Source organism: Mucilaginibacter pineti, from assembly GCF_900101875.1.
Lineage (GTDB): Bacteria > Bacteroidota > Bacteroidia > Sphingobacteriales > Sphingobacteriaceae > Mucilaginibacter > Mucilaginibacter pineti.
Window position 1 is genome coordinate 37,294 of sequence record NZ_FNAI01000004.1, and the last position, 25,754, is coordinate 63,047.

At 42.3% G+C, this 25,754-nt stretch carries 29 protein-coding genes; 11 read left to right on the forward strand and 18 right to left on the reverse strand.

Annotation, left to right across the window (positions count from 1 at the left end; translation table 11 throughout):
• Positions 1-103: 103 nt before the first annotated feature.
• Positions 104-1,288, reverse strand: a complete 1,185-nt coding sequence (locus BLS59_RS10650; protein WP_091148919.1) for a DUF5009 domain-containing protein — start codon at positions 1,286-1,288, stop codon at positions 104-106.
• 81 nt (positions 1,289-1,369) lie between these two features.
• Complete coding sequence (pdxA, locus tag BLS59_RS10655; protein WP_091148921.1) at positions 1,370-2,425, reverse strand: 4-hydroxythreonine-4-phosphate dehydrogenase PdxA; 1,056 nt, start codon at positions 2,423-2,425, stop codon at positions 1,370-1,372.
• Between the two features lie 228 nt (positions 2,426-2,653).
• Here pdxA and rsmA point away from each other — a divergent pair, with 228 nt between their 5' ends.
• Positions 2,654-3,436, forward strand: coding sequence for a 16S rRNA (adenine(1518)-N(6)/adenine(1519)-N(6))-dimethyltransferase RsmA (rsmA, locus tag BLS59_RS10660; RefSeq protein WP_091148924.1), 783 nt, complete (start codon positions 2,654-2,656; stop codon positions 3,434-3,436).
• A gap of 240 nt (positions 3,437-3,676) precedes the next feature.
• On the opposite strand, the gene BLS59_RS10665 is transcribed toward rsmA, so the two are convergent.
• From BLS59_RS10665 to BLS59_RS10675, 3 genes are all read right to left on the reverse strand, one after another.
• The gene (locus tag BLS59_RS10665; RefSeq protein WP_091148926.1) at positions 3,677-4,168 is read right to left on the reverse strand and encodes an isoprenylcysteine carboxyl methyltransferase family protein; all 492 of its coding nucleotides are present in this window, start codon (positions 4,166-4,168) and stop codon (positions 3,677-3,679) included.
• 2 nt (positions 4,169-4,170) lie between these two features.
• On the reverse strand, positions 4,171-5,229 hold the full coding sequence (locus tag BLS59_RS10670) for a type III polyketide synthase (RefSeq protein WP_091148928.1): 1,059 nt from the start codon (positions 5,227-5,229) through the stop codon (positions 4,171-4,173).
• 92 nt (positions 5,230-5,321) lie between these two features.
• Positions 5,322-5,882, reverse strand: a complete 561-nt coding sequence (locus BLS59_RS10675) for a hypothetical protein (RefSeq protein WP_091149574.1) — start codon at positions 5,880-5,882, stop codon at positions 5,322-5,324.
• Between the two features lie 18 nt (positions 5,883-5,900).
• Here BLS59_RS10675 and BLS59_RS32475 point away from each other — a divergent pair, with 18 nt between their 5' ends.
• The 5 genes from BLS59_RS32475 to BLS59_RS10695 all read left to right on the forward strand — a co-directional run bounded on the left by BLS59_RS32475 (position 5,901) and on the right by BLS59_RS10695 (position 9,034).
• Positions 5,901-6,032 (forward strand): hypothetical protein, encoded by a 132-nt coding sequence (locus BLS59_RS32475; protein WP_262492945.1) that lies wholly within the window; start codon positions 5,901-5,903, stop codon positions 6,030-6,032.
• A gap of 54 nt (positions 6,033-6,086) precedes the next feature.
• On the forward strand, positions 6,087-7,013 hold the full coding sequence (locus BLS59_RS10680) for an NAD(P)-dependent oxidoreductase (RefSeq protein WP_091148930.1): 927 nt from the start codon (positions 6,087-6,089) through the stop codon (positions 7,011-7,013).
• Between the two features lie 572 nt (positions 7,014-7,585).
• Positions 7,586-8,059, forward strand: coding sequence for a transcription elongation factor GreA (gene greA / locus BLS59_RS10685; RefSeq protein WP_091148933.1), 474 nt, complete (start codon positions 7,586-7,588; stop codon positions 8,057-8,059).
• A gap of 33 nt (positions 8,060-8,092) precedes the next feature.
• Positions 8,093-8,482: an HIT family protein gene (locus BLS59_RS10690; protein WP_091148936.1), complete on the forward strand. Its 390-nt coding sequence runs from the start codon at positions 8,093-8,095 to the stop codon at positions 8,480-8,482.
• Positions 8,483-9,034, forward strand: coding sequence for a hypothetical protein (locus BLS59_RS10695; RefSeq protein WP_091148938.1), 552 nt, complete (start codon positions 8,483-8,485; stop codon positions 9,032-9,034).
• Positions 9,035-9,059: 25 nt separating this feature from the next.
• On the opposite strand, the gene ruvC is transcribed toward BLS59_RS10695, so the two are convergent.
• The 5 genes from ruvC to BLS59_RS10720 all read right to left on the reverse strand — a co-directional run bounded on the left by ruvC (position 9,060) and on the right by BLS59_RS10720 (position 14,243).
• Positions 9,060-9,638, reverse strand: coding sequence for a crossover junction endodeoxyribonuclease RuvC (ruvC, locus tag BLS59_RS10700; protein ID WP_091148940.1), 579 nt, complete (start codon positions 9,636-9,638; stop codon positions 9,060-9,062).
• A gap of 80 nt (positions 9,639-9,718) precedes the next feature.
• Positions 9,719-10,357 (reverse strand): leucyl/phenylalanyl-tRNA--protein transferase, encoded by a 639-nt coding sequence (aat, locus tag BLS59_RS10705; RefSeq protein ID WP_091148942.1) that lies wholly within the window; start codon positions 10,355-10,357, stop codon positions 9,719-9,721.
• Positions 10,358-10,368: 11 nt separating this feature from the next.
• Complete coding sequence (locus BLS59_RS10710; RefSeq protein ID WP_091148944.1) at positions 10,369-12,045, reverse strand: DUF3857 domain-containing protein; 1,677 nt, start codon at positions 12,043-12,045, stop codon at positions 10,369-10,371.
• A 26-nt stretch (positions 12,046-12,071) separates the two neighbouring features.
• Positions 12,072-12,305 (reverse strand): hypothetical protein, encoded by a 234-nt coding sequence (locus tag BLS59_RS10715; RefSeq protein WP_091148946.1) that lies wholly within the window; start codon positions 12,303-12,305, stop codon positions 12,072-12,074.
• A gap of 6 nt (positions 12,306-12,311) precedes the next feature.
• Positions 12,312-14,243: a DUF3857 domain-containing protein gene (locus BLS59_RS10720; RefSeq protein WP_091148948.1), complete on the reverse strand. Its 1,932-nt coding sequence runs from the start codon at positions 14,241-14,243 to the stop codon at positions 12,312-12,314.
• Positions 14,244-14,514: 271 nt separating this feature from the next.
• Here BLS59_RS10720 and hflX point away from each other — a divergent pair, with 271 nt between their 5' ends.
• On the forward strand, positions 14,515-15,699 hold the full coding sequence (gene hflX / locus BLS59_RS10725) for a GTPase HflX (protein WP_091148950.1): 1,185 nt from the start codon (positions 14,515-14,517) through the stop codon (positions 15,697-15,699).
• A 174-nt stretch (positions 15,700-15,873) separates the two neighbouring features.
• Positions 15,874-16,266 carry a hypothetical protein gene (locus tag BLS59_RS10730; protein ID WP_091148953.1) on the forward strand — a complete coding sequence of 131 codons (393 nt, stop codon included), beginning with the start codon at positions 15,874-15,876 and terminating at the stop codon, positions 16,264-16,266.
• On the opposite strand, the gene BLS59_RS10735 is transcribed toward BLS59_RS10730, so the two are convergent.
• On the reverse strand, positions 16,263-17,285 hold the full coding sequence (locus tag BLS59_RS10735; RefSeq protein WP_091148955.1) for a tetratricopeptide repeat protein: 1,023 nt from the start codon (positions 17,283-17,285) through the stop codon (positions 16,263-16,265). The two genes, BLS59_RS10730 and BLS59_RS10735, sit on opposite strands and share 4 nt — an antisense overlap.
• Positions 17,286-17,323: 38 nt before the next feature.
• Positions 17,324-18,319, reverse strand: a complete 996-nt coding sequence (locus BLS59_RS10740; protein WP_091148956.1) for a tetratricopeptide repeat protein — start codon at positions 18,317-18,319, stop codon at positions 17,324-17,326.
• Between the two features lie 109 nt (positions 18,320-18,428).
• On the opposite strand from BLS59_RS10740, the gene BLS59_RS10745 reads away from it, so the two are divergent.
• From BLS59_RS10745 to BLS59_RS10755, 3 genes are all read left to right on the forward strand, one after another.
• Positions 18,429-19,646 carry a serine hydrolase domain-containing protein gene (locus BLS59_RS10745; RefSeq protein ID WP_091148958.1) on the forward strand — a complete coding sequence of 406 codons (1,218 nt, stop codon included), beginning with the start codon at positions 18,429-18,431 and terminating at the stop codon, positions 19,644-19,646.
• 192 nt (positions 19,647-19,838) lie between these two features.
• Positions 19,839-20,153, forward strand: coding sequence for a YbaB/EbfC family nucleoid-associated protein (locus BLS59_RS10750; RefSeq protein ID WP_091148960.1), 315 nt, complete (start codon positions 19,839-19,841; stop codon positions 20,151-20,153).
• A gap of 134 nt (positions 20,154-20,287) precedes the next feature.
• Positions 20,288-20,965, forward strand: coding sequence for a metal-dependent hydrolase (locus BLS59_RS10755; RefSeq protein WP_091148963.1), 678 nt, complete (start codon positions 20,288-20,290; stop codon positions 20,963-20,965).
• An 88-nt stretch (positions 20,966-21,053) separates the two neighbouring features.
• Here BLS59_RS10755 and BLS59_RS10760 read toward each other — a convergent pair whose 3' ends face one another.
• From BLS59_RS10760 to BLS59_RS10785, 6 genes are all read right to left on the reverse strand, one after another.
• Positions 21,054-21,368 carry a low molecular weight protein tyrosine phosphatase family protein gene (locus BLS59_RS10760; protein ID WP_091148965.1) on the reverse strand — a complete coding sequence of 105 codons (315 nt, stop codon included), beginning with the start codon at positions 21,366-21,368 and terminating at the stop codon, positions 21,054-21,056.
• A 21-nt stretch (positions 21,369-21,389) separates the two neighbouring features.
• A complete protein-coding gene (locus BLS59_RS10765; protein WP_091148968.1) occupies positions 21,390-22,049 on the reverse strand; it encodes a hypothetical protein in 660 nt (219 codons plus the stop codon).
• Positions 22,050-22,073: 24 nt separating this feature from the next.
• Positions 22,074-22,580 carry a nuclear transport factor 2 family protein gene (locus BLS59_RS10770; RefSeq protein WP_091148970.1) on the reverse strand — a complete coding sequence of 169 codons (507 nt, stop codon included), beginning with the start codon at positions 22,578-22,580 and terminating at the stop codon, positions 22,074-22,076.
• Positions 22,581-22,677: 97 nt separating this feature from the next.
• On the reverse strand, positions 22,678-23,235 hold the full coding sequence (locus BLS59_RS10775; RefSeq protein WP_143014101.1) for a hypothetical protein: 558 nt from the start codon (positions 23,233-23,235) through the stop codon (positions 22,678-22,680).
• Between the two features lie 4 nt (positions 23,236-23,239).
• Positions 23,240-24,544 (reverse strand): amidohydrolase, encoded by a 1,305-nt coding sequence (locus tag BLS59_RS10780; protein ID WP_091148977.1) that lies wholly within the window; start codon positions 24,542-24,544, stop codon positions 23,240-23,242.
• Between the two features lie 425 nt (positions 24,545-24,969).
• Entirely contained in the window at positions 24,970-25,464 is a 495-nt protein-coding gene (locus tag BLS59_RS10785) for an FKBP-type peptidyl-prolyl cis-trans isomerase (protein WP_091148979.1), read from the reverse strand.
• Positions 25,465-25,754: the final 290 nt, after the last annotated feature.

Here is a 25,754-nt window from a genome sequence, read left to right on the forward strand (position 1 = left end):
GTGCTACTCATGACATTTATAAAAGGCTGTCACCCTGATTTCTAACCCATCGAGTTCAATATACACAAAAAACCTTTCGCCTTTTCCCTTTATCCTCAAGAAACTATATCTTCAGCCTAATATTTATCTTATCCAGCAGGCCGGTTAGCCATACCATAACAAAGGCAAAAACAATACACTTAATGAGGCCGCCGGTTCCCTGGCTCAGGTATTCGGGGTACCCTATATTGCTCATTTCATACATTGGGTAAAACAAAAAAGGCACTATGTAGCAGGTGAACGTGTTGGTGCCCGCCGGTTCAACTATTTTAAACCACTTATATTTATGTTTAAAATCAACTATGAAAATAAATATGGCATAAACAATGAGGCTTATACCAGTACATATGAGCACCCATGATGGCGTATCCCTAACTTTTGAAATGCCGCCGCTAAAGTAACGCACTATAAAGCCCATGTTAAACAATATGATGGCCATGAGTATAAGGGCTGCCCAAAGCATTTTAAGATCGTTGTTGGCCTTAAGGCGCATGTACAACACTGATACAAATACCCCGGCCATAGTAAACGCCTGCATGGCGCCGTTGCCGGCAATCCATACATATTGCTGCAAACCGCTTAAAAAATTCAGGAAACCGAAATGAAAATCGATATTGAAGAACATAAAGAACATCCACGCCGCCAGCTGTATCCACAATGAACCGCCCGAATAGTAGTAAATAAGCGCACACACCAGGTACGACCAGCCTATTAACCCCAGTATGCCCCACCACGTAAAATGCAGCCAGGTATGCCCAGGATCAGTAGTTTTGTATAGTATGCTCATGGTAATGAGCAGCGCCACACCGAAACCTTGCAGCAGGTATCGCTTTAGGTGGCTGGTATCTTTACCATAATCTAAAAATATAAAGAAAAAGCTGAACGTTACCAGGCTTTCCCACACGGGTTTTGGCAGCGCGGTGGTAAGCTCATTATAGGTTTCCATATTGGCATGGTAAAAACCTATAAATATTAACGCAAATGAGCGTGTTGCTATGCGCGACAATAGTTTGTAGTTACCCCGCTTAAGCCTGTTTTGAAAGGCAAAGGGTATTGATAAGCCCACTATAAATAAAAAAGCGGGAAAAATGGTATCAGCTAAGCCCAATCCATCGGCATTTTCGGCAACATGTTTAAGCCATTGTGGTGTATTTGGAATGCCATCAAGGTCGTTCACAAATATCATGAGCAGCATAGTCACAGCACGAAATGCGTCTATTGAACGTATACGGTCCGGGAGTTTATTCATTAAGGGAGTAAATGTATTAACAAAGCAAATGTTTTAACTAAACGGCAATAAAGTTGAAACATTATAATTAGCTGACGGATTTTAATCCCTATCGCGACTTAGCTTGGTAAATACCAGCGGATTTTCGTTTAATTCCAGCGTTTCCTTGCGGTGCTTTACAATATGAATTGCAGTAAACAAAGCCTCGCGGAAAGAGATCTCCGAAGCCATATTTTTACCGGCTATATCATACGCCGTACCATGATCTGGTGAGGTGCGTACAAAGCTCAAACCTGCGGTAAAATTCACACCCGTTTCAAAAGCTATTTGTTTGAAGGGGATAAGCCCCTGGTCGTGGTACATCGCCAGCACGGCATCAAACTGCAAATAGGTTCCGTTGGCAAAAAAACCATCGGCCGAGTACGGACCAAATGCCAGCACATCGTTATTACGCGCCTCTTCAATAGCAGGGATAATAGTATATTTTTCTTCGCTACCTATGAGGCCATTATCGCTGGCATGGGGGTTAAGACCCAGCACGGCAATTTTTGGCTTACGGATCCAGAAATCGTTTTGCAAGCTACTGTTCATCAACTTTAGCTTGGTAACAATTTTATCAACAGTAATACTTTCCGAGATCTTTGAAACCGGGATATGACCGGTAACCACGCCAACACGCAGGGTGTCGCTCACCAAAAACATTAATGATTCGGCAGCGCCATCGCGTTGCTGCAGGTATTCTGTATGGCCGGGGAAATTAAACTGGTCGCTTTGGATATTATCTTTGTTAATAGGCGCCGTAACAAGAGCATCTATATAGCCTTCCTTTAAATCATAAGTAGCTCTTTCTAAAGAGACAAAAGCGTATTTGCCTCCTGCTTCGGACACTACCCCGGGCTCAATTTTCACGTCCTCTTCCCAGCAGTTGATCATGTTGGGTTTTCTGTATTGCACCTGCGACGGATCGTTGATGACCGTAAAATTAAGCTCGCTTACGTTGGTAGCCCTGCGATGAAACGATGCAACCTTGGTATGGCCATAAACAATAGGCGTGCAATAATCATAAATTTTACTGTCGGCCAGGGTTTTAATGATGATCTCTAACCCTATACCATTCACGTCACCTATGCTGATACCTACTTTAATTTTATCGCTCATGTTATTGTTTATATGATTACACCTGTATTTTGTGATTGCACCGATTTAGATGATTTCACTGATTAACAAGTGGTTGATTTATTACTCATTTGAACTAAAAGTTATGGTTTTGGCCTAACCTTTTACCTTTAACCTTTCGCCTTTTCCCTTAAATTCACCTGCAAATAAAAGATTTGTTCCTGATTAAAGCACAAATATGATTTAATTTGCTCAAATATTTGATTAATAATGACGTTGGTAAGAGCAAAAAAACATTTAGGGCAACACTTTCTTACTGATAAAAATATAGCAGCCAAGATAGTCGACAGCCTGAAACCGGCCGGCAGGTACAATCATGTACTGGAAGTTGGCCCCGGCATGGGTATCCTGTCCGACTTTCTGTTGCAGAAGCCCGAATACGAAGTGTCGTTGATTGATATTGATGAAGAATCATACCATTACCTGCAAAAAAAATATCCGCAATTAGGCAGCCGGTTAATTAATGCCGACTTCCTGGCGATGGATTTTAACGTGGTTACCGACAAGCCCTTTGCCATTATAGGCAACTTTCCTTACAACATATCATCACAAATTCTTTTTAAGGTACTTGATAACCGCCAGCAGGTTATTGAGGTAGTTGGCATGTTTCAGAAAGAAGTAGCCGAACGCTGCGCATCCAAACCCGGCAGCAAAGAGTACGGCATCCTGAGCGTATTCCTGCAGGCTTATTATAAGGTAGAATATCTGTTTACCGTAAAAGCAGGCGTGTTTAACCCACCGCCAAAGGTGCTATCGGCCGTGATCCGCCTTACCCGTAACGAGGCCGCTAATTTAGATTGCGATGAAAAATTATTTTGGCAGATAGTGAAAGCCGGTTTTAACCAGCGCCGCAAAACCCTGCGTAACGCCATATCATCGCTCATCAACAAAGAAAAAATGACCGATAACCCTACGCTTGATCTTAGGGCCGAACGTTTAAGTGTGGATGATTTTGTGAAACTGACAAAGGAAGTGATGGCTAACAGGGGGTAATTTTATCTTACCTTGTCATCCTGAGCGTAGCGAAGGATCTGTTCGTGGCCATGCAAGTGACCAATGCAAATCACATAATAGATCCTTCGCTACGCTCAGGATGACAAAATTTAAAAAAGAAACTCCCGCGAGGTTAGCGAAGCGTAACTCGTGGGTTATATGGTGTAAGCCTCCGGCTTACCGTCAGCTGAAAGCTGAAACCATGCGCCCCACGAGTTGCAAGCTCGCGGGAATGTTAAATTACATCTTCAAAACTTCATTCTCCTTCCCAATCCTTACGGTAAGCATCATGGCGTTTAAAACGGTAAATGCTATTGCCGTAAAATAAAGATGAAAAGTTAACGGGATAACTGCAATCTCGCAGATAACGATGATATAATTGGGATGTTTCACGTATTTGTAAATGCCGCTGCTAACCGGGCGCGTGCCGGGCACTTTGTATATTTTTGTATTCCAGTAATGACCAAGGGTAGCTATCACAAAAACCTTAACGGTTATCAGCACTACAAACAGCCCTAAAAGGTAATAATTGGCGGCAGTTGCTGGTCGCCATAAATATTCTGCTATGAGCGAAATAATGAACAGGGTGTGCATGGAAACCATGTAGGGATAATGCTCCTTACCATACTCAACCGCGCCATTGGCCAGCAGCCATTTTTCGTTTCGGGAAGAGATAAAAAGTTCAAACAGGCGCTGCAGGATCAGGAAGCTGATAAAAATTATAAATACCATATTTAGTTTTGCATTTTTAACAGCACCATTTCGCTGGAAAAACCCGGCCCCATAGCCAGCATTAACCCATAACCATCCTGAAACCCCGAGTCGATAAATTTTTCCAATACGTATAGCACCGTTACGCTGGACATATTGCCATTATCATTCATTACCTTGCGGGTGTTGTGCAAAAAATCACCTTCTACATTCAACGCATCAGCATAGGCTTCTAACACTTTTTTGCCGCCGGGGTGAAATATAAAGTTTTTGATATCGCTTAGCTGCAGATTATGTTTTGCCAAAAAAGCTTCAATATCGGCGCTGATATTCTGATGAATAAAGGTGGGGATATCTTTAGAAAAAACAACTTTGAAACCATTATCCTGAAACTGCCATCCCATTACCTCCAACGAATCGTAATATAACTTACTGCTGGCAGCCTGTATTTTTACTTTCTTACCCTGCTGGGTATGATTATCACCCTTAACAATAACGGCCGCCACACCGTCAGAAAACAGGCTCGAGCCTATAAAATTACTTTTGCTGTAATCACTTTTTATCAACGTAAGCGAACATAGCTCCACGGCAACCAATAATACTACTGCATCGGGATTGGCTTTGGCCAGCGTGTTTGCCTTGGCCATACCCGAAACGCCTCCCGCGCAACCAAGTCCCCAAACCGGCATCCGGTTAATATGCGGATCGAGCTGCATTTGGTTAATGATCTGCGCATCCAGACTTGGTGTGGCCAGGCCGGTTGTTGATACAAACAGGATATCGGTAATATCAGCCTTATTTATTCCTGCCTTAACTATTACCTCAGTTACCGCCTGTACCGAATAATGCAGCGCCCATTTTATATACTCGTCGTTACGTTGTTCAAACGTAGTATTTTCGGCGTAGTAGCTTAAGGGCTTTACAAAATTGCGGGTAATAATTTCGGTATTATCAAAGGCGTGTATCAGGCGGTCAACCTGCGGAAAGTCCGTTGCAAACATGCGCCGGGCCTGCTCTTTTACATCCTGTTGGTAAGTTTTATCGGGGAGGTCTATTTTTGATACTGCTGCTATATATGGCATGAAAAATTTGGTTTAACTGGCTTTTTGCCTGGCAGGTATTAAGCTGGTATAAGTTACACATAATCAGTTCAAATTGCCGGGGTATTATTTTATTAGGTTACCTGTATCACCAGCGGCACTACCTGCATCTTTTTAACAGATTCGGCCATGCGTTTAATGAAAAGGTAATTGGCTGTACCGCCTATAACAGCACCCACAACGGGCACCAGTCTTTCGGCCGTACGTGCGCCAAGGTTCATGATAATTTTTTCGGCGATTCCTTCCATCATTGTTTTAGTAACGGCTACACCTGCCTCTACCTTAAATGAGGTAGCAACAAGTTTCATAAACTCTTCAAAACCCATTTGGTAAGTGCCCCGGTTATAGTACATAATGGCCATAGTTACCCTAAATTGCTGACTAAGCAAATTCACCACATCAACCGGCATACCTACTATCATGGTAAGCATACCGCCCGTGCCTGAAATGGCTCCCGAGCCTGCTGCTATGTAAGCACATTGGTTAATAAACTTGTCTAATCCCAGCTTATCAACGCTTCTTTTCACACTTATCTGGTCTATATGGTCAAAAATGCTTTTAAAACCATCGTGCGACAGCTTTTCGGTGTAATGTTTAAGGCCGGTGCCTATGCGTTGTAATTTTAATATTCTCATCACGTTTTGCATTAAATTATGCAGCTATTAAACGCCGCGTACCAGTATATTGCTATTCCCGTGCCAATTTATATTACGGCTGGTTTGGCAGCAGGGTTGCTTTGGTCGGTATTCTGTAATAAATACGTAGTTTACCGCCAAAGGATTTAACTATCAGCCACATTTAGTAAATTTGTGGTTTAAATAAAATCGAGGTAAATACAATTGAAAAATAATATTCTTATCGTTGATGATATCCACTCCATATTTATGGAACAGGCCGAAGCCAAAGGCTATCATTGCGATTACCGCCCGCTCATTAAACCAGATGAGGCCATGCAAATCATCAACAATTACCAGGGATTGGTTATCCGTTCGAAATTTAAGGTAGATAAACAAGTGCTGGATGCTGCAACAAACCTGCAGTTTGTGGCCCGCGCCGGCGCAGGCATGGATAATATTGACGAGGCCTACGCCGCCCAGAAAAACGTAACGCTTATTAATGCGCCCGAAGGTAATTCAGATGCGGTTGGCGAGCATGCCATTGGCTTGCTGCTATCGCTGATGAACAACCTAAATAAAGGTGATGCCGAAATACGCAATGGCAGCTGGCTGCGCGAAGCTAACCGTGGTTACGAACTTAAAGGCAAAACAGTAGGCATTATTGGTTACGGGCACATGGGCCACAGCTTTGCTCGCAAGCTATCGGGCTTTCAGGTTGATGTGATAGCGTACGACAAGTATAAAACCGGCTTTAGCGACCGCTATGCCCGCGAGGTAAGCATGGAAGATATTGTAAAGCACAGCGACGTACTGAGCCTGCACATCCCCCTTACACCCGAAACCAATGGCCTGGTTGATGATGAGTACCTGTTCCACTTTAAAAAGCCTATATTTTTAATAAATACCGCCCGTGGTAAGGCCGTTAAAACGCAGGCCGTGCTCAACGCCATTAAGGCAGGTAAAATTTTAGGTGCCGGTTTAGATGTGCTGGAGGTTGAAAAATTCCCTGCCCTGGCCGATCAGCAATGGTTTGATGAACTGCGCCAAAGCGGCAAAGTGATCCTGAGCCCCCACGTAGCCGGCTGGACGTTTGATTCGTACCGCAAGCTGAGCGAGGTAATGGCGGAGAAGCTGGTGGAAGTGAGGTGAAAGGCAAAAGGTTAAAGGCGAAAGGTTAAAGGTTTTTGATTGATACAACAACCAACAAGCGCGATTTTGCAATAGGGATAGAAGCGGGTACCGGCCCGTGCGTAAGGCCTGCAGGCGTATGAGCGCATAGCCCGGGCCGGAGGCATTGCCATTATTGATATTAAAACATTCCCAGCCAATCCCCCATTGATTCTATTGATCAATCAAATCATTGAACAATCAAATCTTTAATAGCAAGCGATCACCTCTCCATAAATTTCATTCACGATTAAATCCTCGCTATCATTTTACCAAGAAACAATCCTATCTTATTGAACTAATAACACTTTGCCAACTATAATTCACACAAACTTTCAATCATCTGCACATCTGAAATCTGCACACCTGCACATCAAATAAATTTGGATATTAAAACTTAAATCGCTTATCTTCGTTCAATACAAAAGCAAGACTATGTAGGCATGGCCCATATAGTCTTGTTTGTTTTTATAGTCATAGCGTCCTTCTTAACAAAAGGGAGGGCGGTTTTTTTTGGATAACCAATAAAATAAACAATAATTAATTTAAGTGTTATGGCAGAGGTATCATACTTTACCAAAGAGGGTTTAGAAAAACTAAAAGAGGAATTACAGCGGTTAAAAACAACCGGGCGCTCGGATATATCAAAAGCTATTGCCGAAGCCCGCGATAAGGGGGATCTTTCTGAAAACGCCGAGTACGACGCGGCAAAAGAAGCGCAGGGTTTGCACGAAGCCAAAATATCCCAGATGTCGGAAACGCTGGCAAATGCGCGATTACTTGATGAATCAAAACTTGATATGTCGAAAGTTTTGGCGCTGTCTATTGTAAAAATAAAGAATTTAAAAAACGGCGCTACCATGAGCTACCAATTAGTAGCAGAAAGTGAAGCCGATATGAAAACGGGTAAAATATCTGTAGCATCGCCAATTGCAAAAGGCCTTTTGGGTAAAAAAGTGGGCGAAAAAACCGAGATCACCGTACCAGCAGGTAAAATTGAATTTGAGATCCTGGAAATTAGCAGGTAGTTTTTTGATTTGAAGATTTGAAAATTTATATACATGAGCATCTTTTCAAAAATAATAGCCGGCGAAATACCAGCGCATGTAGTAGCCGAGAGTAATGAATTTTTGGCTTTTTTAGATATTAGTCCGCTGGCCGAAGGGCATGTGCTGGTGATACCCAAAAAGGAAGTTGATTATATTTTTGATCTGGACGATGAAACGTACCTGGGCCTGCAGATCTTCGCCAAAATTGTGGCTACGGCTATAAAGAAAGCCATCCCTTGTAAAAAGGTTGGCGTAGCCGTAATTGGCCTTGAGGTACCACACGCCCATATCCACCTTATACCAATGAACCGGGTAGATGACCTCAACTTTTCGCGCCCAAAACTAAGCCCAACGCCTGAGGAACTAAGCGCTACTAAGGATAAGATAAAGGCGGCGTTTTAGATGAAAATCCACCGGTTTGACATTGGTACCTATAGTGTAGAGATCGATTGTGCCCCTCCCCCATACAACCCGAAATCAACAGGTAACGCGAATGTTTATAACGCTCTTTATTTTGTTGAATCCGAATACAGACATCCATCTGTTTACCAAATAAGTACGTTCCTTTCTGATAACCTTTTAAAAAGGATTCTCATTGGCGCAATGGGCGGTGCTACAACTGTACATGAAAATTCGTTTATTACAGAAAAAGACAGGCTTGTCATTTGCTGTTCAGACACCATATTCTGCTTACAAACTCCCGATCTGTCGTTACTTTGGAAAACAAAAGCCGATGATGTCACTTGCTTTCAGATCTTTAAATATCAATCAGACTACATCATTCATGGTGAAGTAGAAATAAGTCGTTTAAGCCATAACGGAGATATTTTATGGCATCAGGGAGGTGCCGATATTTTTACAGAGGAATTTAAGATTACAGATAACTATATCTACGCTACCGATTTTGGGTACAGGAAGTATATGTTTGATTTCGACGGTAACAATATTTCATAGCTACTATTTGCTGCACATCCAAAAATCACACTATCCGCTTCGCGTTATCCTTAACAAAGGTATCCCAGCCCGAATATGATTTTTTGCTGCCGCCAGATTTGGTGCCGGTAGTAATACGCTGGAATGAATGACAAACGGCGACTGCCAGTCCGTCGGTGGCATCCAGAAAATCGGGAGTTTCTGTAAACTTAAGCAGGGTTTGCAGCATGGCGGCAACCTGCTCTTTGGTGGCATTACCGTTGCCGGTTATGGATTGCTTTATTTTACGCGGCGCATATTCGGTGATAGCTACGTTGCGCGATAGCGCTGCAGCCATTGCCACACCCTGCGCCCTGCCAAGCTTTAACATTACCTGGATGTTTTTACCATAAAAGGGAGCCTCGATGGCCAGGCAATCCGGGTGATAGTTATCAATAAGGGCTACCGTTTTTTCAAAAATGCGTTGCAGTTTCAGCATGTGGTCGTCAAGCTTTTCCATCTTTACTACGCCCAGGGCAATTAGTTCAATCTTGGGACCAGTTTCCTTCACGAGGCCATAACCCATAACGGCTGTACCAGGGTCGATGCCTAAAATTATACGTTCTTTGGTGTTTGCTTGCTGCACAGGGTAAAGTTAATTATATCGGGGCTAAAAGCAGAAGGTGTAAAGCCGAAAGCTCATTTTAATACTCAACTGAGTGAACATTAACGCAAACCATTTTGCAAAATGGCGACATATTGCTCCCGGCTTATCATCCGTGCGCCCATGGATTTCAGGTGATCGGTATGTACCTGGCAATCTATCAATTCAAACTTATTAGTTTGGCACAAATAAATAAGCGCAGTTTTTGAAGCATTACTTAAGCGGCTAAACATGCTTTCGCCGCAAAATACGGCACCTGCCTGTATGCCGTATAGGCCGCCCACCAGTTGGTCGTTTTCCCATACCTCGATGGAATGGGCGCAACCTTCATTATGTAACTTAATATACGCCTCCTGCATATCATCGGTTATCCAGGTGCCGTCCTGCCCTTCGCGCGGAGCTGTGGAGCAGGCCTTTATAACATCGGCAAAGCAGGTATCAACGGTAACCCTGAACCTGCCCGACCGTAATACTTGCCGCATTGACTTGGAAATTTTCAGCTCCTGCGGATACAGCACAAACCTTTCATGCGGCGAATACCACAATATGGGCGAATCATCACTGTACCACGGAAAAATGCCGTTTTGATAGGCCAACAGCAGGCGATTGGTGGACAGATCGCCACCTACAGCCAAAAGCCCGTCTGGCTCTGCCAGATCGGGCTCGGGAAATAGTAAACGTTCATCAAGCCTGAATATCATCAGGCACAAATTTACGCTTTGCGGCGGATCACCAGTTTTTTATTTTGCGCTTTAGCAACAGCATCCATATAAACCTGCATTTCGGTGTATTTGGCCGCCGGGATAACCTGGTTGGTAAGGTTAAACTTAGCAGTGCTTACTACCTGGTTTTTGCCAGCATCATAAGCATACTTAACATCATAAGTACCATACGTGAATTTAAGCGACTGGCTGGTAGGCAAAGTTTCTACCTCGAAACCTGCAGGCAGATCAATTGTGGTAATACATGTTTTTAGCATAGGTGTACCAAAATAGTAATCGCTCTTTCTTTTTTCCAGTACAGGCACGGTTACCTGCCACAGGTCAAACACTTTTGGTTTATAAAATTGTTTATCACCCGTGGCGATATCACAAAACTTATCATACTCCAGGTCAATATCAACCTCCTTTACGCCATCTTTATCAGTAGTAGGCGTAAAGTTAAATACCGATGGCTGCTTAATACCCAGCATTTGCATGAGGTATTGTTTTTGCTCATCGTTTTTTAACGCGGCCATACCAATATAGTCGTCCCTGTAATCACCAGTGCTTAAAATTTTCAGCTGCGCTTTGGCGCCGCCGTCGGCATCCAATTTAATAGTTACAACGGTGTTAAGCTGGTTATCTACATCGGTACTTTTGGGGGTGTTAACCAATTTGCCCCCGTCTTCGGTAATTAATAGCGCGTTCCTGTTTTCGGTGAACTTGCCTAATTTTCCAAATTGCTGAGTGCTGCTGGTACATTCAAGCCAGGTGGTATCGCCCTTAAAAGGGATACAAACAATGATATGGTTCGACAGGTCATTAGGAAAAGCAGCATCATAAGGCTCTTCATTTGAACCAGCCCTTACCTTTGCATAATAGGCAGGGATGTTTACGGCTTTCAGCATAGCACACATATAGTTTGCCAGTGCCTTACAATCGCCATATTTTTTTTCGTCCACAAAAGCAGCCGGGAAAGGTTTTAAACCACCTATTCCCAATTGTATGCTTACGTAACGCATATTTTGCTGCAGGTAATTGTATAAATATTTGGCCTTTTCTTTATCTGTTTTTATATCGGCGGTCATTTTTTGTAGTTCCTCAACACGCTTAGGGCTCAGGTTACATACATCGGCATTTAAACCTTGCTGCCATTTTCCATAATTTTGCCACGTGCTGATGTTCCCCGGGATGCCATAAAATTCAAAGTTATTGGCAGCGAAATAAATCCTGGGCAATACCCGCCATGATTCGGCGCCATCTTCCAGCTTAAATGCTTTTAAATTTGTCACCTTCCATAAATAACTGTCTGTTTTATCAACAGTTGTTTTTTGTGGTTTTGCCGATGTATTTTTATTAACATACCTGAAACCAGCATCACTGGCAATTGAAATATGATAGTAAGTATTTTGAACAGCTTGCTCTGACTCCTGGATATCCCACGAACCAAGGTCAATTAAGCTTTTAAGATCCTCCTCAACTATAAATTCAACTGTAGTTGGGTAGGTAACAACGGTATGCTCAATGGCTAATATCCTGTCATCGGTAACTATCGATTCATTGTCGACCGCAGCACGGTCATACATATCGCTTTTGTGGTATTTTTTTGTAAGGGTACCATCAGCACTGTAAACGCGCATTTCGAATGAGCCCACCGAGTTAAACTTTTTGTTATAGTGAAGGATCATCCGCGCGGCATCATTACCTTTTTCATTTAAAATAGTGATGATGGCATGGTTTTGAACAAGGCTTTCCCGGGCCCTTTAATCTCGTAATCTTCCATATTGTACCGCACCACTGAGTTTGCCTCTTCCTTTAACGAATCGGGTATAGTTGATGCTATGTACAGGTCCTTGGGGATGTTTTTATCCTGGCTAAAGCCCTGGGTAAAAAACAGGCATAAGGCCGCCAGTGTAAACAGCGGCCTTTTAAAATATTGGGTTGACATTATTTATCAGGATTTTTTTAATACTATCTGTTCGTTAAGCATCTCGTACATCTTTTTACAAAACTCGCGGAACTCGGGGTAATTTTCCTTGAAGTACATGGATTGTTTATGGTCTACATTTAACCTAACCATTATCTGCCCTTCATCGGCGGCAACAAAACGTTTAAAGGTTATGCTTTTATCGGGGATAGCCATATTTATGCTTTTGGGCAAAGCCTCAACTTTATAACCGGCAGGTATTTTAAAAATACCCGTGATTGAATAATTATCGCGGTAGCCAAAATCAATATCGGTACTGCGGTCTTCACTCAAAAATGGGTTCTTTTTAAGATCGGTAAACAGGTTGGAGTTAAAGTAAATGTAGTTATCGTCGCCCCCGGTAAGGTCGAGGTTAAAATCGAATTTTTGCCTTAATGGTAAGGTATCTACATCCATACCTTCAAACTTAATTGATGATATTTTCATGCTGTTGTTATCATCACGCATGTAATCGATATATTTTTTTTCACCGTCGATTTTATACTTACTTACCAAATAGGTCCGGTTGTAGCTAAAGCTGCTGATATCTGCCGTACCGCTCATTTTACCTTCGGGCTTTATTTCGGCGCTTATTAATACCACCTGCCTTACCGGTTTTAATTCCTGTAAAAACTCAAGCTTATAGCTATCGGTTGTCTTATCCATGCTTAAACCAAACGAGTTTAAATATTTACTTGGGGTTTGTGTGTAGCAATTGTATTTATCGGTAGCATCAAGCACGTAATTTTTAGCGCTATCAACCGGGATATAAACCACCATGCTATTAAACTGATTTATCGATGGATAAACAGGGTTTATACGGCCATTTTTGCGCGTGCTTACCATCATTGGATGTGCTTTTACCCCTGCTTTGGTAAGCAAGTGGTATAACACCATATTTATCTCCGCCGAGTTACCCGTCTTCTTTTCCCATGCTTTTGGCATCCCGTCATAACTGCTAATTTTATACAGGTCGTTCCACTTCATGGTATTTTTTACTTCACCAAAAATGTAGGCAATTTTCTCATCGTCGGTTTTCATGGCTTTGGCTTTGGTAATGATAACCTCTTCGCCAGCAAGTTTGCGGTTAAGCTGGCCGCCAAAATCTTCGCTGTCCATCATATTCACCCCAACTTTTCCCCATGAATCCTGAAAATTCGGAGAGAAATATCCCGGGATCCTGATGCTTAATAACTGAAATAATATGCGCTCAGAATTATCGTTTCTCGAATCCATATAAGGCTCGTCCTTCAATGACGGGATATTGGCCAGGGCTCTTGTAAGTGTATTGGATGATGATGTTTTATTGGTTACATACGGCGAATGCACATTTGCCAGCTCTTTATAGGTTAATATATCGGGCGTGTTTGTACTCAATTCGCTGTAACGGGTTGGCAGATCGCCCTGGAAATACCAGTCCGGAAAATCCCAAACGTTGTTGACCGTAAGGCGGTATTTATATTCAATGATACATCCCGGCTTTACATTCGGGAACGAGAATACGAGGGCCGATCGGGTTTTGTCAACCACTTCGGTAAAAATTTGTTTTTTATCTACCTTAATAATTTCAACAGCACCATTGGTTAAGTTAATGGTTTGCGCCTGCAGACCGGTTATATATTCGCCATGATCATAGCTATAATATTCAATGCGGATGTTGGCTTCATCTTTACCATGATCGTTAAATATTTTAATGCGTTTATGTCTTTCTGTAACGATATTGTACTGCTGATCGAAGTACACACTGGCTTTATCAAAAAGTACTTCGGCGTTGGCATCTTTTTCAAAATCGCATGATTTCATTTCAAGATCGGCATTGTCAACCTTGCCAAATGCCATGGCAACAGGGATAGCAGGTGTTTGGGCGTTTGCAGTTAACGCCATAGAGCCCCATATTATCAGGGCAAAAAATTTGTTCATTGTGATAAGGATTTAATCAGGACGAATATAATAATATGTGAATGGTTTAATAATAAATAATTAAAACAATTTGGCAAACTAATTGTAAAGCCTGCCGGGTATGTTTTTATTATCAAGATGCACAGAGCTGCATATTTCCATACGCTGTAACAAATAAAATGAGAATTTTAATTTATACCTTGCTTACTGTTATTTTGGCACTTATAAATTGTAAAAGCCTGTTATTATGTGCCATTTACAAACTGGCACTTTGATTGTTATACTATAGTTAATGAAGCAAAAATTTTATGATACTGCTGTGAAGCAGGAAAAAGCTGTATTGGTAGGCGTAATGACACCGCATGTTACCGATGAGCAGCAAAAGGAATATTTAGAGGAGCTTGAATTTTTAGTGGCTACCGCCGGTGGCGAAACCGTGCGGAGTTTTACCCAAAAGCTGCAGCGTCCGGATAGGGCTACGTTTGTAGGCTCGGGTCGGTTAGAGGATATTAAGGCTTTTGTAATAGAAGAAGAGATTGATATGGTGGTGTTTGATGACGAACTAACACCCTCGCAGCTGCGTAATATTGAAAATGAACTACAGGTAAAGATCCTCGACAGGAACAACCTGATACTTGATATTTTTGCCAACCGCGCACAAACTGCGCAGGCCAAAACCCAGGTTGAACTGGCACAGCTGCAGTACTTGTTACCCCGCCTTACCCGCCTATGGACTCACCTTGAGCGCCAAAAGGGTGGTATTGGTATGCGCGGCCCTGGTGAATCGCAAATTGAAACCGACAGGCGTTTGATCCTTGATAAAATATCCCTGTTAAAGGATAAGCTGAAACAAATAGACAAGCAAAACGAAACCCAGCGCAAAAACCGTCACCAGATGGTGCGTTCGGCATTGGTGGGATATACCAACGTTGGTAAATCAACCATTATGAACATGATCTCCAAATCGGAAGTGTTTGCCGAAAACAAGTTATTTGCCACGCTTGATACTACCGTGCGTAAAGTGGTGATAGAAAATGTACCTTTCTTGCTTTCAGATACGGTTGGGTTTATCCGCAAGCTGCCTCACCAGTTGGTTGAGTGCTTTAAATCCACATTGGACGAGGTACGCGAGGCTGATATTTTGATACACGTGGTTGATATCTCCCACCCCAACTTTGAAGACCAGATACGCACCGTTAATGAAACCCTGAAAGATATTGGCGCTATTGATAAACGCATGATAACCGTTTTTAATAAGATAGATGCCTTTAAGCCCGAGCAGCACCAGCTTGAACAACAGGCCGAGCCGCTTACCTTAGATGATTTTAAACACAGCTGGATGGCCAAGAACAACAGTCCGGCCATATTCATCTCGGCTACTAAAAAAGAAAACGTAGATGAGTTCAGGGATTTGCTTTACCAGGAGGTGAAGGCGATACATACAGAGCGTTATCCTTACGATCAATTATTGTATTGATAGAGCGTTGAAACATAATATATTTTACAGCCCCTGTACCAATTAATACGGTACAGGGGCTTGTTTATTTTAAACAGGCATGATTCATAATAGTACTTTATCGGCATATTGCAAAACCGTACTGTAGCGTTTTAATAAACCGCAGCGTAATGCTATTATAAACCTTTATAAACCATGAAAAAGTTTTTACTTATCAGCCTGCTTGTATTTGCTTTTGGCTGTAAAAAAGATGCCGCCAGCAACATTAGTTTAACGGGCACCTGGGAGTATCGCGGTACGGCGTGTTATTGCACACCTGCTACTGATACTACTGCCATAAAGCCCGGCAACGGAAACCTGATAACCTTTACAGCATCTACTTACAAACGTTACAATAAAGGTACACTGCAAAAAAGCGGTACCTATACCATTACAAAAGACCAGGCTAATAACCGCATTATTTACGATGGCGGCGCCGACTCAGAAAAAGTATTTTTTAAGATAGATCAAAAAAAGCTAACCTTTTACGGCCCCGTACCCCTGGCAGCAGATGGCCCAGAGGAATATTACGAACGGATAAAAAATTAAGGTTCTCTTTTGGTAGTGGTTACCCAGGCATCAAGGGCCGACAATTTGGCTCCATTGTCTTTAAACCATTGCAGGTTTTCTTCTTTATTGGCCGTTAAACTTATAAGGCGTACAAAAGCTTCCATATTATCTGTAGCCGCAAGCTTTTTAAAATAGTCGGAATAAAAACTTTTATAGAAAGCATCTGCGCTCTTGGCACCAAAATTATCAGATATGCCAAAAACACTCTTTAACTGTAATGTTAATGAATCTGTTTTGCTCAGGCCTGTCTTATCGGTAGTGGCTGCTAAAATTGCAGTAGGTAAAAGCAGATTAGGACCATCAACATCTTTTTGAGAGAGTGTTAGCGTTACACTTTTTTCGCCCGTTTTTTTGATACCGTGATTGAGTATATTTTGTACAAACTTATAGGCTTCTACAGATCGTTGGGTTTGCGGTTCGAGGATCAGAAAGCTGCACCACGCTAATAACGACGCACCAAGTTTTTGCTGATTATAAGTAGCCAGCGCATATACCCGCTGACTGCTGGCATGTTTAGGATCGAGTTTTATGGCATCAATGGCATTGGCTTCGGCCTCGGCATTTTTGCCCTGGCGCAGGTATAAAATACCCAGGTTAAAATATAACCGCTGATATTCAGGATCGGCCTTTACACCTTTTTTATAATAATCTATAGCTTTATCGGGTTGTTTATCGTCATCATAAATACTGCCCAGCAAATCATACGCTCCGCCCGACTTAGGATTTATCTGGATCAGTTTTTCAAGAATAGGGATGGCTTCCTTTCCCTTTCCGGCTGTAAATAAGGTAAAAGCCAATTCATAATGAGCGCTTGGGTTTTCAGGGTCGATCTTTATCGCCGCGTTGTATTTGGCAATGGCATCATCATATTTCCCGGCATCGTGCAGCGCAACACCCTCTTTTATTAAGGCTTGCGCATCGTTATTACCTTGCCCAAAGGCAACTACAGAAAAGGCAGAAAATAAAATAAGCAGCAGATATTTGTGATAGGTTTTCATATCTAAATGTAGTTACCTTTTAACCAAAATAAAAAATCTTAAAATTTTCTTTCAGCCGTTTGTACCCAGGCATCAAGCGCCTTTCGTTTATCATCATTTTGCTGCAGCCATTGTATATTGGCTGTTTTATCGGCACTTAAACCTATTAACCTTGCAAACGCAGGCATATTGCCCGATTTTGCAAGCGCGTAAAAAAACGCCGCATAGTAATTCCTGAAGAAATCATTCCCGGTCTGCTTTTCGGCAAGCTGACCAACGGCCGTAAATACCGCGTTAAGCTGAGCCTCCAATGCAGCCGTCTTTTGCGCCACCATAGTCGCCGACAAAGCCTTGTTGAGCGCGGCGTTACCGGCATCTAAAGGTGTAACTTTTCCGCCGTCGGGTTTTAGCTCCCCTCCTTTTAAAATACTTTGTATATTGGTATATGCTTCGGCGGCCTTAGCACCATCCGGCTCCAGCAATAAAAAATTGCAAAGGCCCAGCAGGGCAGCGGCCCGTTTATTTTGATGAAATGTTACCAGCCCATACAACCGCTGGCTGTTGGCATGTTTAGGATCAAGTTTTATGGCCTCAATGGCGGCCAGTTCGGCATCGGCATATTGTTTGGCGCGGAAGTAGGCTATCCCCAGGTTAAAATATAAGGGCTGGTAATCGGGCTTAATTTTAATTCCTTCTTTGTAGGCATCAATAGCCTGCTGCGGTTGGTGGCTGCTATCATAAATACTGCCTAAAAGCTCATAGGCTGGTCCGGTAAAATTACTGTTGGCTTTGGCAACCTTATTTAAATAGGGAATGCCTTCTGTACCCCTGCCAGCCGCGTTTAAACTGTAGGCCAGCTGGTAATTTGCCTGCGCGTTTTCCGGCTCGGTTGTTAAAGCTTGTTTATATTTTTCAATGGCACCTGCGTAATTCTTGTCGTTATTTAATTGTATGCCCTCTTTAATAAGCGCTTTAACATCAACATCCTGGGCATTAACACCCAATGCCAGTAACAAAAACGGGAGGATAAGCCGTAGCCTTGTAACAATATTCATACTTAAACATACAAAGACTATTAACTAAAAGAAAAAAATAAAAACTTTAATTCATACCTGCGTTATAATTTCTAATTTTCGCTTTCGTTTTAGAGTGAGATTTTTACATATGAGATTATTGTACAAGAGTGTTCTTTCCTTTGCTGCCGCCCTGTTGGTTTTAACTGCATGTTCGTCAAAAAATAAAGATAAAGACCAGGCCGCTTCGTCGCCAATTAACAGCAAACCGCTTGATACCACCGCCTTGCTGGCCTACAACCCCAAAAATGCCGATAAAAAAATAGATGAGGTAATGAAGGAACTGCACCGCACCCGTGGCTTTAACGGCAATGTGCTGGTTGCAAAAAAAGGCAAGATCATTTATGAAAACGCTATAGGCTGGGCTGATTACCTGCATCGCGACAGCCTTAAATTAGGCTCGCAGTTTGAATTAGCCTCCGTAACAAAAACCATGACCTCCACCGCTATTTTAATGCTGATGGAACGTGGCAAGCTCACACTTGATGATGATGTAAAAAAATTCTTTCCGGATTTTCCGTACGATGGCGTAACCATCAGGCTGTTACTTACCCATCGGTCGGGCATGATGAACTATGTATATTTTGTTGATGATATATACCGCAGTCAGCACCTTAATCAAAAGAAAGGCCTCACCAATGCCGATGCTATGAAAATGATAGCTCAGTATAAACCGCGGCCATTTAATGTACCCAATAAAAGGTTCCTGTACAACAATTCAAACTTTATGGTACTGGGCTCCATTATTGAAAAAGTGAGCGGAATGTCATACGCGCAGTTCATGAAAGAGAATGTGTTTAAACCGGCCAGCATGTCGCATACCAATGTGTACTCCAAGGCGGTTTATGATAAAATACCTGTTGACGTTGTTGGGCACGATCGCGGCCAGTGGAAATACTCGGTAGCCCAGAACTTTTTGGATGGCCCTGTTGGCGACAAAGGCATTTACAGCACCGTTGCCGATCTGTTTTTGTTTGACAGGGCTTTACGTGCCGGCAGGTTATTAAAGCAAGCCACGCTTGACTCGGCCTATGTACCGCGCAATCCCATGCTGCATGGCCACTTTAGTTATGGTTATGGCTGGCGTACGTTTACCGCGCCGGGGCAGGAAGTTATTTACCACACCGGTTGGTGGCATGGTTTCAGGCACATTTATTTGCGCGATATGAAAAACGATATCACTATTGTGTTGTTATCTAACTTAGCCAACGGCAGCTTGTTAAAACTCGACGATCTGTTTAAGGCTGCCGGTATGCCGGTAGTACGCAAAAGCGCCTACAACGGTAACGGCGATACCAGTGATGATTAAGGTTTTTAGATTTCAGATGTGCAGATGAAACGAATTAATTTCAGATGTGCAAATTACAGATGTGCAGATGAAATCAATTGGTACGACAATTGTAAAATTTAGGCTTTAATTCATCAAAATAATTATTCATCTGCATATTTGCACATCTGAAATCTGCACATCCGCATATTTGCACATTTAAAATCAAAACTCATGTTTGATAAAATAATGGAAGCCCAGCAAAAGGCTGGCGAATCAAAAAAACGCCTAGATGCAATTACCGTAACAGGCTCGGCCGAAGGTGGTAAAATTGTGGTAAATGCCAACGCCAATAAAGTTATCCAGTCGGTACATATAGACAGTGTTTTTTACGCCGATGCCGACAAGGAAGAGATTGAAGAATTGCTGTTTGTAGCCATTAACAAAGCAATGGAACAAGCCGATAACATTAGCCAAAGCGAAATGGCTGCCATGACAAAGGATATGTTTGGCGGCATGCCGGGCTTAGGCAGCCTGTTCGGAAAATAATTTCTGAGGTCGGAGGTGTGTGGTGTGAGTTCTGAGATCAGTGAGTAAATTACAGAACTCACACCACAGATTCCACACCACAGAACTCAGACTCCAGACCACAGATTCCACACCACAGAATAAAAAACACTACCATGAAAACTACGTTCTACGGACAATCAACCTTTGAGATAGAAACAAGCGGTATAAAGCTGCTTTTCGATCCTTTTATAACGCATAACCCACTGGCCAAGCATATTGATATCAATAGCTTAAAGCCCGATTATATCCTGGTATCGCACGGTCATGGCGACCATGTTGCAGACCTGCTTGAAATTCAAAAAAAGAGCGGCGCTAAAGTTATCTGCATTGCCGAAATTGCCAACTGGCTTAACAGCAAAGGTGTAGATAATGTACACGGCATGAACATTGGCGGCGGTTTTAATTTCGATTTCGGCCGGGTTAAAATGGTAGTGGCCATCCACTCCAGCACCATGCCCGATGGTTCGCCGGGTGGCAACCCTGCAGGATTTGTACTGTCAATTGGAGGCAAAAAATTATACTTTGCCGGCGACACCGCCCTTACCTATGATATGAAATTACTGGAAGACGAAAACCTGGATTGGGCATATTTGCCAATTGGCGATAACTATACCATGGGTGCCGATGATGCTATTAAAGCTGCTGCTTTCATCAACTGTAAAAACATCATTGGTATGCACTATGATTCGTTCCCGGTTATTGAAATTGACAAGGATGAGGTTACAGAAAAGTTCATCAAAGCAGGCTTAAATTTAAAATTACCCGCCGTAGGCGAATCTGTTGAGCTTTAACCATCAATAATATCCTTTGTGCGAAGCAATATGATTTGTAAATCGTATTGCTTCGCACTTAATTAAACGGCTGATAACTGCTCTCGCATTACAGCCACTCCTCCAAAGCAATTTTAAGTATTGTTATCAATTCCGAATCGTTGAATTGATAGTTGTCCTCAATGTCCAATACAATCAGCTGCTTGTGCATAACATCAAAGCGTTGTTTCAATAACTCTTTGTGTTTACGCTCCATAACAAACACCACATCTGCCCTATCAATCATTTTTTGATTTACGCGGATGCGGGCCTTATCACTTGTACCGGCAGAAAATGCCGAATGTTCGGGATGATCTTTAAATAACAATTCGGCCGTGGGACTGCGCCATTGATTTTTGCTGCAAATGAAAAGGAGATTAGCCAATCGGGGTTAATAAAATTTAGGTTAGTAATTCTCTACACTGTAAAACTTATAAACAATGCTGAGCGCGAAAACCAATATAGATATGTAAAATATCCTTTTCCCTTGCTTTCTGTCGTTATCATTATAATCATAAACGCGGGTACCATTGGGCAACGTTTTTTTGCTCGTTGACAGATACCAGCCTATAAAAGCGCCCAATACCCCGCCTGCCAGCGCAAATATATAACCAACAATTATCCAGGAATTTTGCGGCGGCGCAGGATTGGTTAGCTCTTCAATTCTTCTGGTTTTTAAATCGGCTACTATCTGTTCATTAATTTCAACGCCGCGTTCTTTAAGAATTTTGCGGGCCAGCTGATAATCAAACGAACCCCACTCATCGGCCTTGGCCAAAATCTCTACTAATTCCTGGTCGGTAAAATCAAAAAGGTAGTAATCCTTACCAACGTTATTAATGTCCTCGGTTTCGCTGTTATTCAATAGTTCGGTTACTCTTGTAAAATCTTCACCCTCAATTTTTACAGCGTACTCCCTGGTATTGTTATAGGCAAATGTTGGGTTAAATGCCTGCGCGCTTTCCTCAACTTCGTATAAAATATGATGCTCATCCAATAGCTCAGTTAAAGCATTGGCAAGGGCAATATCATCGAATTTTTTAAAAGTGATCAGTTCAGGTTGCATAATTGGAAAAGTATTAAATATAATTTACAGGCCGTTTCTGGGCACCCAGGCCTGGCTTTTTATAAGCCATTTGCCGCTAACAAAACGAAATACAAATGTAAACGCGCCCTCCTCTTCAAAGGGGTCGCCGTTAACGGTACCTGTATACTCAACTGGTACTACCACGTAGGCTACTTCTTCGGTTTGCTGAAAGACCTTTATCTTCCTTACGTTCACCTTAAAATCGCGGATCTTATAGCCCTTTACTGCTTTTTCTACAGAATTCACCCACTGTACGCCGGCCAGTTGCCCGTTCCAGGAATAGGGGTCCTGCTCATCAGTAATTACTGCGTTAGGGGCATACATATCAGCAACTTTATTAATATCAAAGGTGTAGGAAGCTTTTAGTACTTGGTTTATCACTTTTAAAACCTCGGGCTTAATGGTTTTTATGGTGTCGTTTCCCCTTATCTCTACGGCAAATGTTTGCTGCGCGGTAAACGCTGTTATAAGCGCACAAAGGCACAACATTGCTAATATCTTTTTACTCATAACCTCAGTTAACCCTATTTAGCCGCCTTTTTTAATGACTAAAACCATAGTAAAAATAACGAATACAACGTTTATAGTTGTATTTCTTTCTTAATTTTTATTCGACCCGGTCGGCAACGTAATGATCTATCCAAAGTATTTTGCTTCCATCTTCATTAAAACAAAACATCCAGCCACTCTTGTTGCCATTTTCAGGATCATCCAAACCAAAAATCAGGTATTTATCCATATCTGTTCCCCTTAACTCGTTGTTATATGAAGAAGGAAAAAACCTGCCGAAATAACTCATTGAAGACGTATAATCAAATTTCACCTTGTTCAAAATCAAATTATCTATTGTATCCTTCCTAAAATCCATCCGTTTAAACACTAAAGTATCATGGTATTTTTCATAGGTTAATCCTTTAACATAACAATACGTCATTTTATTTCGATAAAAGGAATCGTTAATAGCATGATCGGGCTTTACTATACTATCTGGCTTGCACAATCTGTTTGTTACCTGTTGCACATGAGTTATCATTGGCAGCAGGCCGTTGATCTTAGCCTTATTCCAGTCAATCTGTTCTATTTTTTCTTTAGTATCAATAGCTTGTTTCACCGGTTGGTTGCAAGCCAGTCCTGCAAATAAAAGCAACCCTAAAAACCGCTTCATCTTTTTACTTTTTCGCAGCCATATAATCAAGCGTTAAGTTGCACAGGGCTTTTACACCGAGGGTAAATCCGCTTTCGTCAATATAAAAATCAGGGGTATGGTGCGATGGCGCTTTCTCCGGATCTTCGCCTTTGGGCATACCACCTAAAAAGAAAAATAATCCCGGTACTTTTTCCTGATAAAAGCTAAAATCCTCGGCACCGGTTACGGGTGGACGCAGCAGCACATTGGCCGCCCCTGCTGTTTGCTGCAGGCTTGGCAGCATTTTTTGGGTAAGCGCCACATCATTAAAAGTAACCGGATAATGGGTGCTGTAAGGAATTTTTACCGTGGCCGTAGCGCCCTGTGCCTCGGCGGTTTTGGTAGCTATTTGCGTTACCCTGTCAACCAGTAGCTTCTCATCTGCGGCTGTGAACGAGCGCAGCGTACCCAGCATTTCAACGCTTTCGGGAATAATGTTTGATCGGTTGCCCCCTTTAATGGAACCAATGGTTACCACTGCCGGGTTTTCGGTTACGTTTATGTTGCGGCTTACAATGGTTTGCAGGTTATTGATAATTTCCGCCGAAACAACTATCGGGTCAATGCTCGACCACGGGTAAGCCCCATGCGCCGAACGCCCTTTTACGATGATCTGCATATCGTTAACACCCGCCATGGTGCCACCGGGGCGATAGGTAAGCTTGCCAACCTCTGTCTGCGAGTTAATATGCAGCCCAAAAACCACATCAACCTTTGGATTTTCCAGCACACCTTCCTTAACCATTTCTTCGGCGCCACCTTTTTGTCCGGGTTCTACACCTTCTTCGGCCGGCTGAAATATAAATTTAACAGTACCGTGCAAATCCTTTTTCATGCCCGACAGGATCTCGGCAACGCCCATCAATATCGCCATGTGCGAATCATGACCGCAGGCGTGCATTACCCCAACTTCCTGGCCGTTATATGTTGTTTTTACTTTAGATGCAAAGGGTACGTTGGTACGCTCAATAACCGGCAGGCCATCCATATCTGCACGCAGGGCTACTACGGGGCCAGGTTTACCGCCTTTCAATATGCCAACCACACCAGTTGTAGCAATCCCTGTTTTCACTTCAATACCTAATGATTGCAGATGTTTGGCAATAATGCCCGAGGTGCGTACCTCATGGTTGCCCAATTCCGGATGTTCATGAAAATCCCGTCGCCATGTTATAATTTTATCTTTGAGCGCATCGGCTTTAGTATTTACCTGGCTTCGTAGGGGATTATTCTGCGCAATCGCCGTGAACGAAAGCATCGAAAAAAATAAAATGGGGCTAATTTTCATCACAAGGTTTTATAACAGTTAAGATACTAACAAAACCTTGCAATTTATAACTAACAAATAATAAGATATTTAATGACTATCCATTATTAGCAGCTCCCCTCTTGAGGCGTAATAGCCTATCAATAGACATTCCGAATATTAAAGAACATGGGTAGTCCCCGCTGGGGACAAATACACCTTTTTTTCTATTAGGCTACAAACAGGTAGTCCCTACAGGACATAAAAAACTACTGTCTTCTATCAATATTGAAATACTTCTATGTCCCGGAGGGACTATCTGTTTGTAGAGAAAAGCATCAAGTCGATTATGCCCTGTAAGGGTTACCCATCTGTCATATAATGGGCTATTACTCTTTTGAGAGGGGAATCTCACTTACCCCCTGCTTTTTTCAACTATTTTCAATAGTGAATAACATCTCTCAGTATTATTTAGCGCTCACGAGATCAATATCAAATACCAATATTGCATTCTCGGGAATAGGACCGCCGCCTGCTGCCCCGTAGCCCAATGCCGATGGTACAATTAGCAAAATATTACCGCCTTCTTTTAAATGTGGGATTCCTATTTGCCAGCCCTTAACAAGTCTTGACAGTGGCGAACTGTAACCGTTGGCAGCATCAAACTGCGGACCTTCAATAAGCTTGCCCACGTAGTTAACCGTAACAGTTGAATTTACCGTTGGATAAGCCCCGGTACCCTGCTTTTTTATCTGGTAATAAATTCCGGACGGATCTTTAACCGCCTTAATCATGGGATTATTGGCGAGATAAACACGGATAAGGGAATCGTCTATACGGGCCTGCTGCACCATACCGGCAGATGGCCCCCGGTTACATGATGCAAGCGCTGTTAAACACACAAATGCTAATAGTATGATATTTTTTATGCGGATATTATAAAGGCGGGTAGCTGTTTTCATTATTAATAAATTATAAAGACTAACGGTTCGAAAATACAAATAAACCAGGCAACGCCAGGCAATGGAGGTGCTTTTTGTTTAACAGTAATTTATTAACAAATAAATAATATTGATTTATAGCTTTTACGGTTTATAGGATATTTCTAATCAAAAATGCTTTGTTATATTTGCGCCAACTTAAAAAGCTCACATTCAGCTAAAAAGTTAATATCAGCACCTGTCAATTTGTACGCCCTGTTGCAACAATTGATTCATACAATTTATGATAATAACCATAGCCTTATCAAAAT

Bases quoted from the DNA above. Each gene is read 5' to 3' on its own strand.
- BLS59_RS10650 (WP_091148919.1), bottom strand. From the start codon at position 1,288: ATGAATAAACTCCCGGACCGTATACGTTCAATAGACGCATTTCGTGCT.
- pdxA (WP_091148921.1), bottom strand. From the start codon at position 2,425: ATGAGCGATAAAATTAAAGTAGGTATCAGCATAGGTGACGTGAATGGT.
- rsmA (WP_091148924.1), top strand. From the start codon at position 2,654: ATGACGTTGGTAAGAGCAAAAAAACATTTAGGGCAACACTTTCTTACT.
- BLS59_RS10665 (WP_091148926.1), bottom strand. From the start codon at position 4,168: ATGGTATTTATAATTTTTATCAGCTTCCTGATCCTGCAGCGCCTGTTT.
- BLS59_RS10670 (WP_091148928.1), bottom strand. From the start codon at position 5,229: ATGCCATATATAGCAGCAGTATCAAAAATAGACCTCCCCGATAAAACT.
- BLS59_RS10675 (WP_091149574.1), bottom strand. From the start codon at position 5,882: ATGAGAATATTAAAATTACAACGCATAGGCACCGGCCTTAAACATTAC.
- BLS59_RS32475 (WP_262492945.1), top strand. From the start codon at position 5,901: ATGCAGCTATTAAACGCCGCGTACCAGTATATTGCTATTCCCGTGCCA.
- greA (WP_091148933.1), top strand. From the start codon at position 7,586: ATGGCAGAGGTATCATACTTTACCAAAGAGGGTTTAGAAAAACTAAAA.
- BLS59_RS10690 (WP_091148936.1), top strand. From the start codon at position 8,093: ATGAGCATCTTTTCAAAAATAATAGCCGGCGAAATACCAGCGCATGTA.
- BLS59_RS10695 (WP_091148938.1), top strand. From the start codon at position 8,483: ATGAAAATCCACCGGTTTGACATTGGTACCTATAGTGTAGAGATCGAT.
- aat (WP_091148942.1), bottom strand. From the start codon at position 10,357: ATGATATTCAGGCTTGATGAACGTTTACTATTTCCCGAGCCCGATCTG.
- BLS59_RS10710 (WP_091148944.1), bottom strand. From the start codon at position 12,045: ATGATCCTTCACTATAACAAAAAGTTTAACTCGGTGGGCTCATTCGAA.
- BLS59_RS10715 (WP_091148946.1), bottom strand. From the start codon at position 12,305: ATGTCAACCCAATATTTTAAAAGGCCGCTGTTTACACTGGCGGCCTTA.
- BLS59_RS10720 (WP_091148948.1), bottom strand. From the start codon at position 14,243: ATGAACAAATTTTTTGCCCTGATAATATGGGGCTCTATGGCGTTAACT.
- hflX (WP_091148950.1), top strand. From the start codon at position 14,515: ATGAAGCAAAAATTTTATGATACTGCTGTGAAGCAGGAAAAAGCTGTA.
- BLS59_RS10730 (WP_091148953.1), top strand. From the start codon at position 15,874: ATGAAAAAGTTTTTACTTATCAGCCTGCTTGTATTTGCTTTTGGCTGT.
- BLS59_RS10735 (WP_091148955.1), bottom strand. From the start codon at position 17,285: ATGAAAACCTATCACAAATATCTGCTGCTTATTTTATTTTCTGCCTTT.
- BLS59_RS10740 (WP_091148956.1), bottom strand. From the start codon at position 18,319: ATGAATATTGTTACAAGGCTACGGCTTATCCTCCCGTTTTTGTTACTG.
- BLS59_RS10745 (WP_091148958.1), top strand. From the start codon at position 18,429: ATGAGATTATTGTACAAGAGTGTTCTTTCCTTTGCTGCCGCCCTGTTG.
- BLS59_RS10750 (WP_091148960.1), top strand. From the start codon at position 19,839: ATGTTTGATAAAATAATGGAAGCCCAGCAAAAGGCTGGCGAATCAAAA.
- BLS59_RS10755 (WP_091148963.1), top strand. From the start codon at position 20,288: ATGAAAACTACGTTCTACGGACAATCAACCTTTGAGATAGAAACAAGC.
- BLS59_RS10765 (WP_091148968.1), bottom strand. From the start codon at position 22,049: ATGCAACCTGAACTGATCACTTTTAAAAAATTCGATGATATTGCCCTT.
- BLS59_RS10770 (WP_091148970.1), bottom strand. From the start codon at position 22,580: ATGAGTAAAAAGATATTAGCAATGTTGTGCCTTTGTGCGCTTATAACA.
- BLS59_RS10775 (WP_143014101.1), bottom strand. From the start codon at position 23,235: ATGAAGCGGTTTTTAGGGTTGCTTTTATTTGCAGGACTGGCTTGCAAC.
- BLS59_RS10780 (WP_091148977.1), bottom strand. From the start codon at position 24,544: ATGAAAATTAGCCCCATTTTATTTTTTTCGATGCTTTCGTTCACGGCG.
- BLS59_RS10785 (WP_091148979.1), bottom strand. From the start codon at position 25,464: ATGAAAACAGCTACCCGCCTTTATAATATCCGCATAAAAAATATCATA.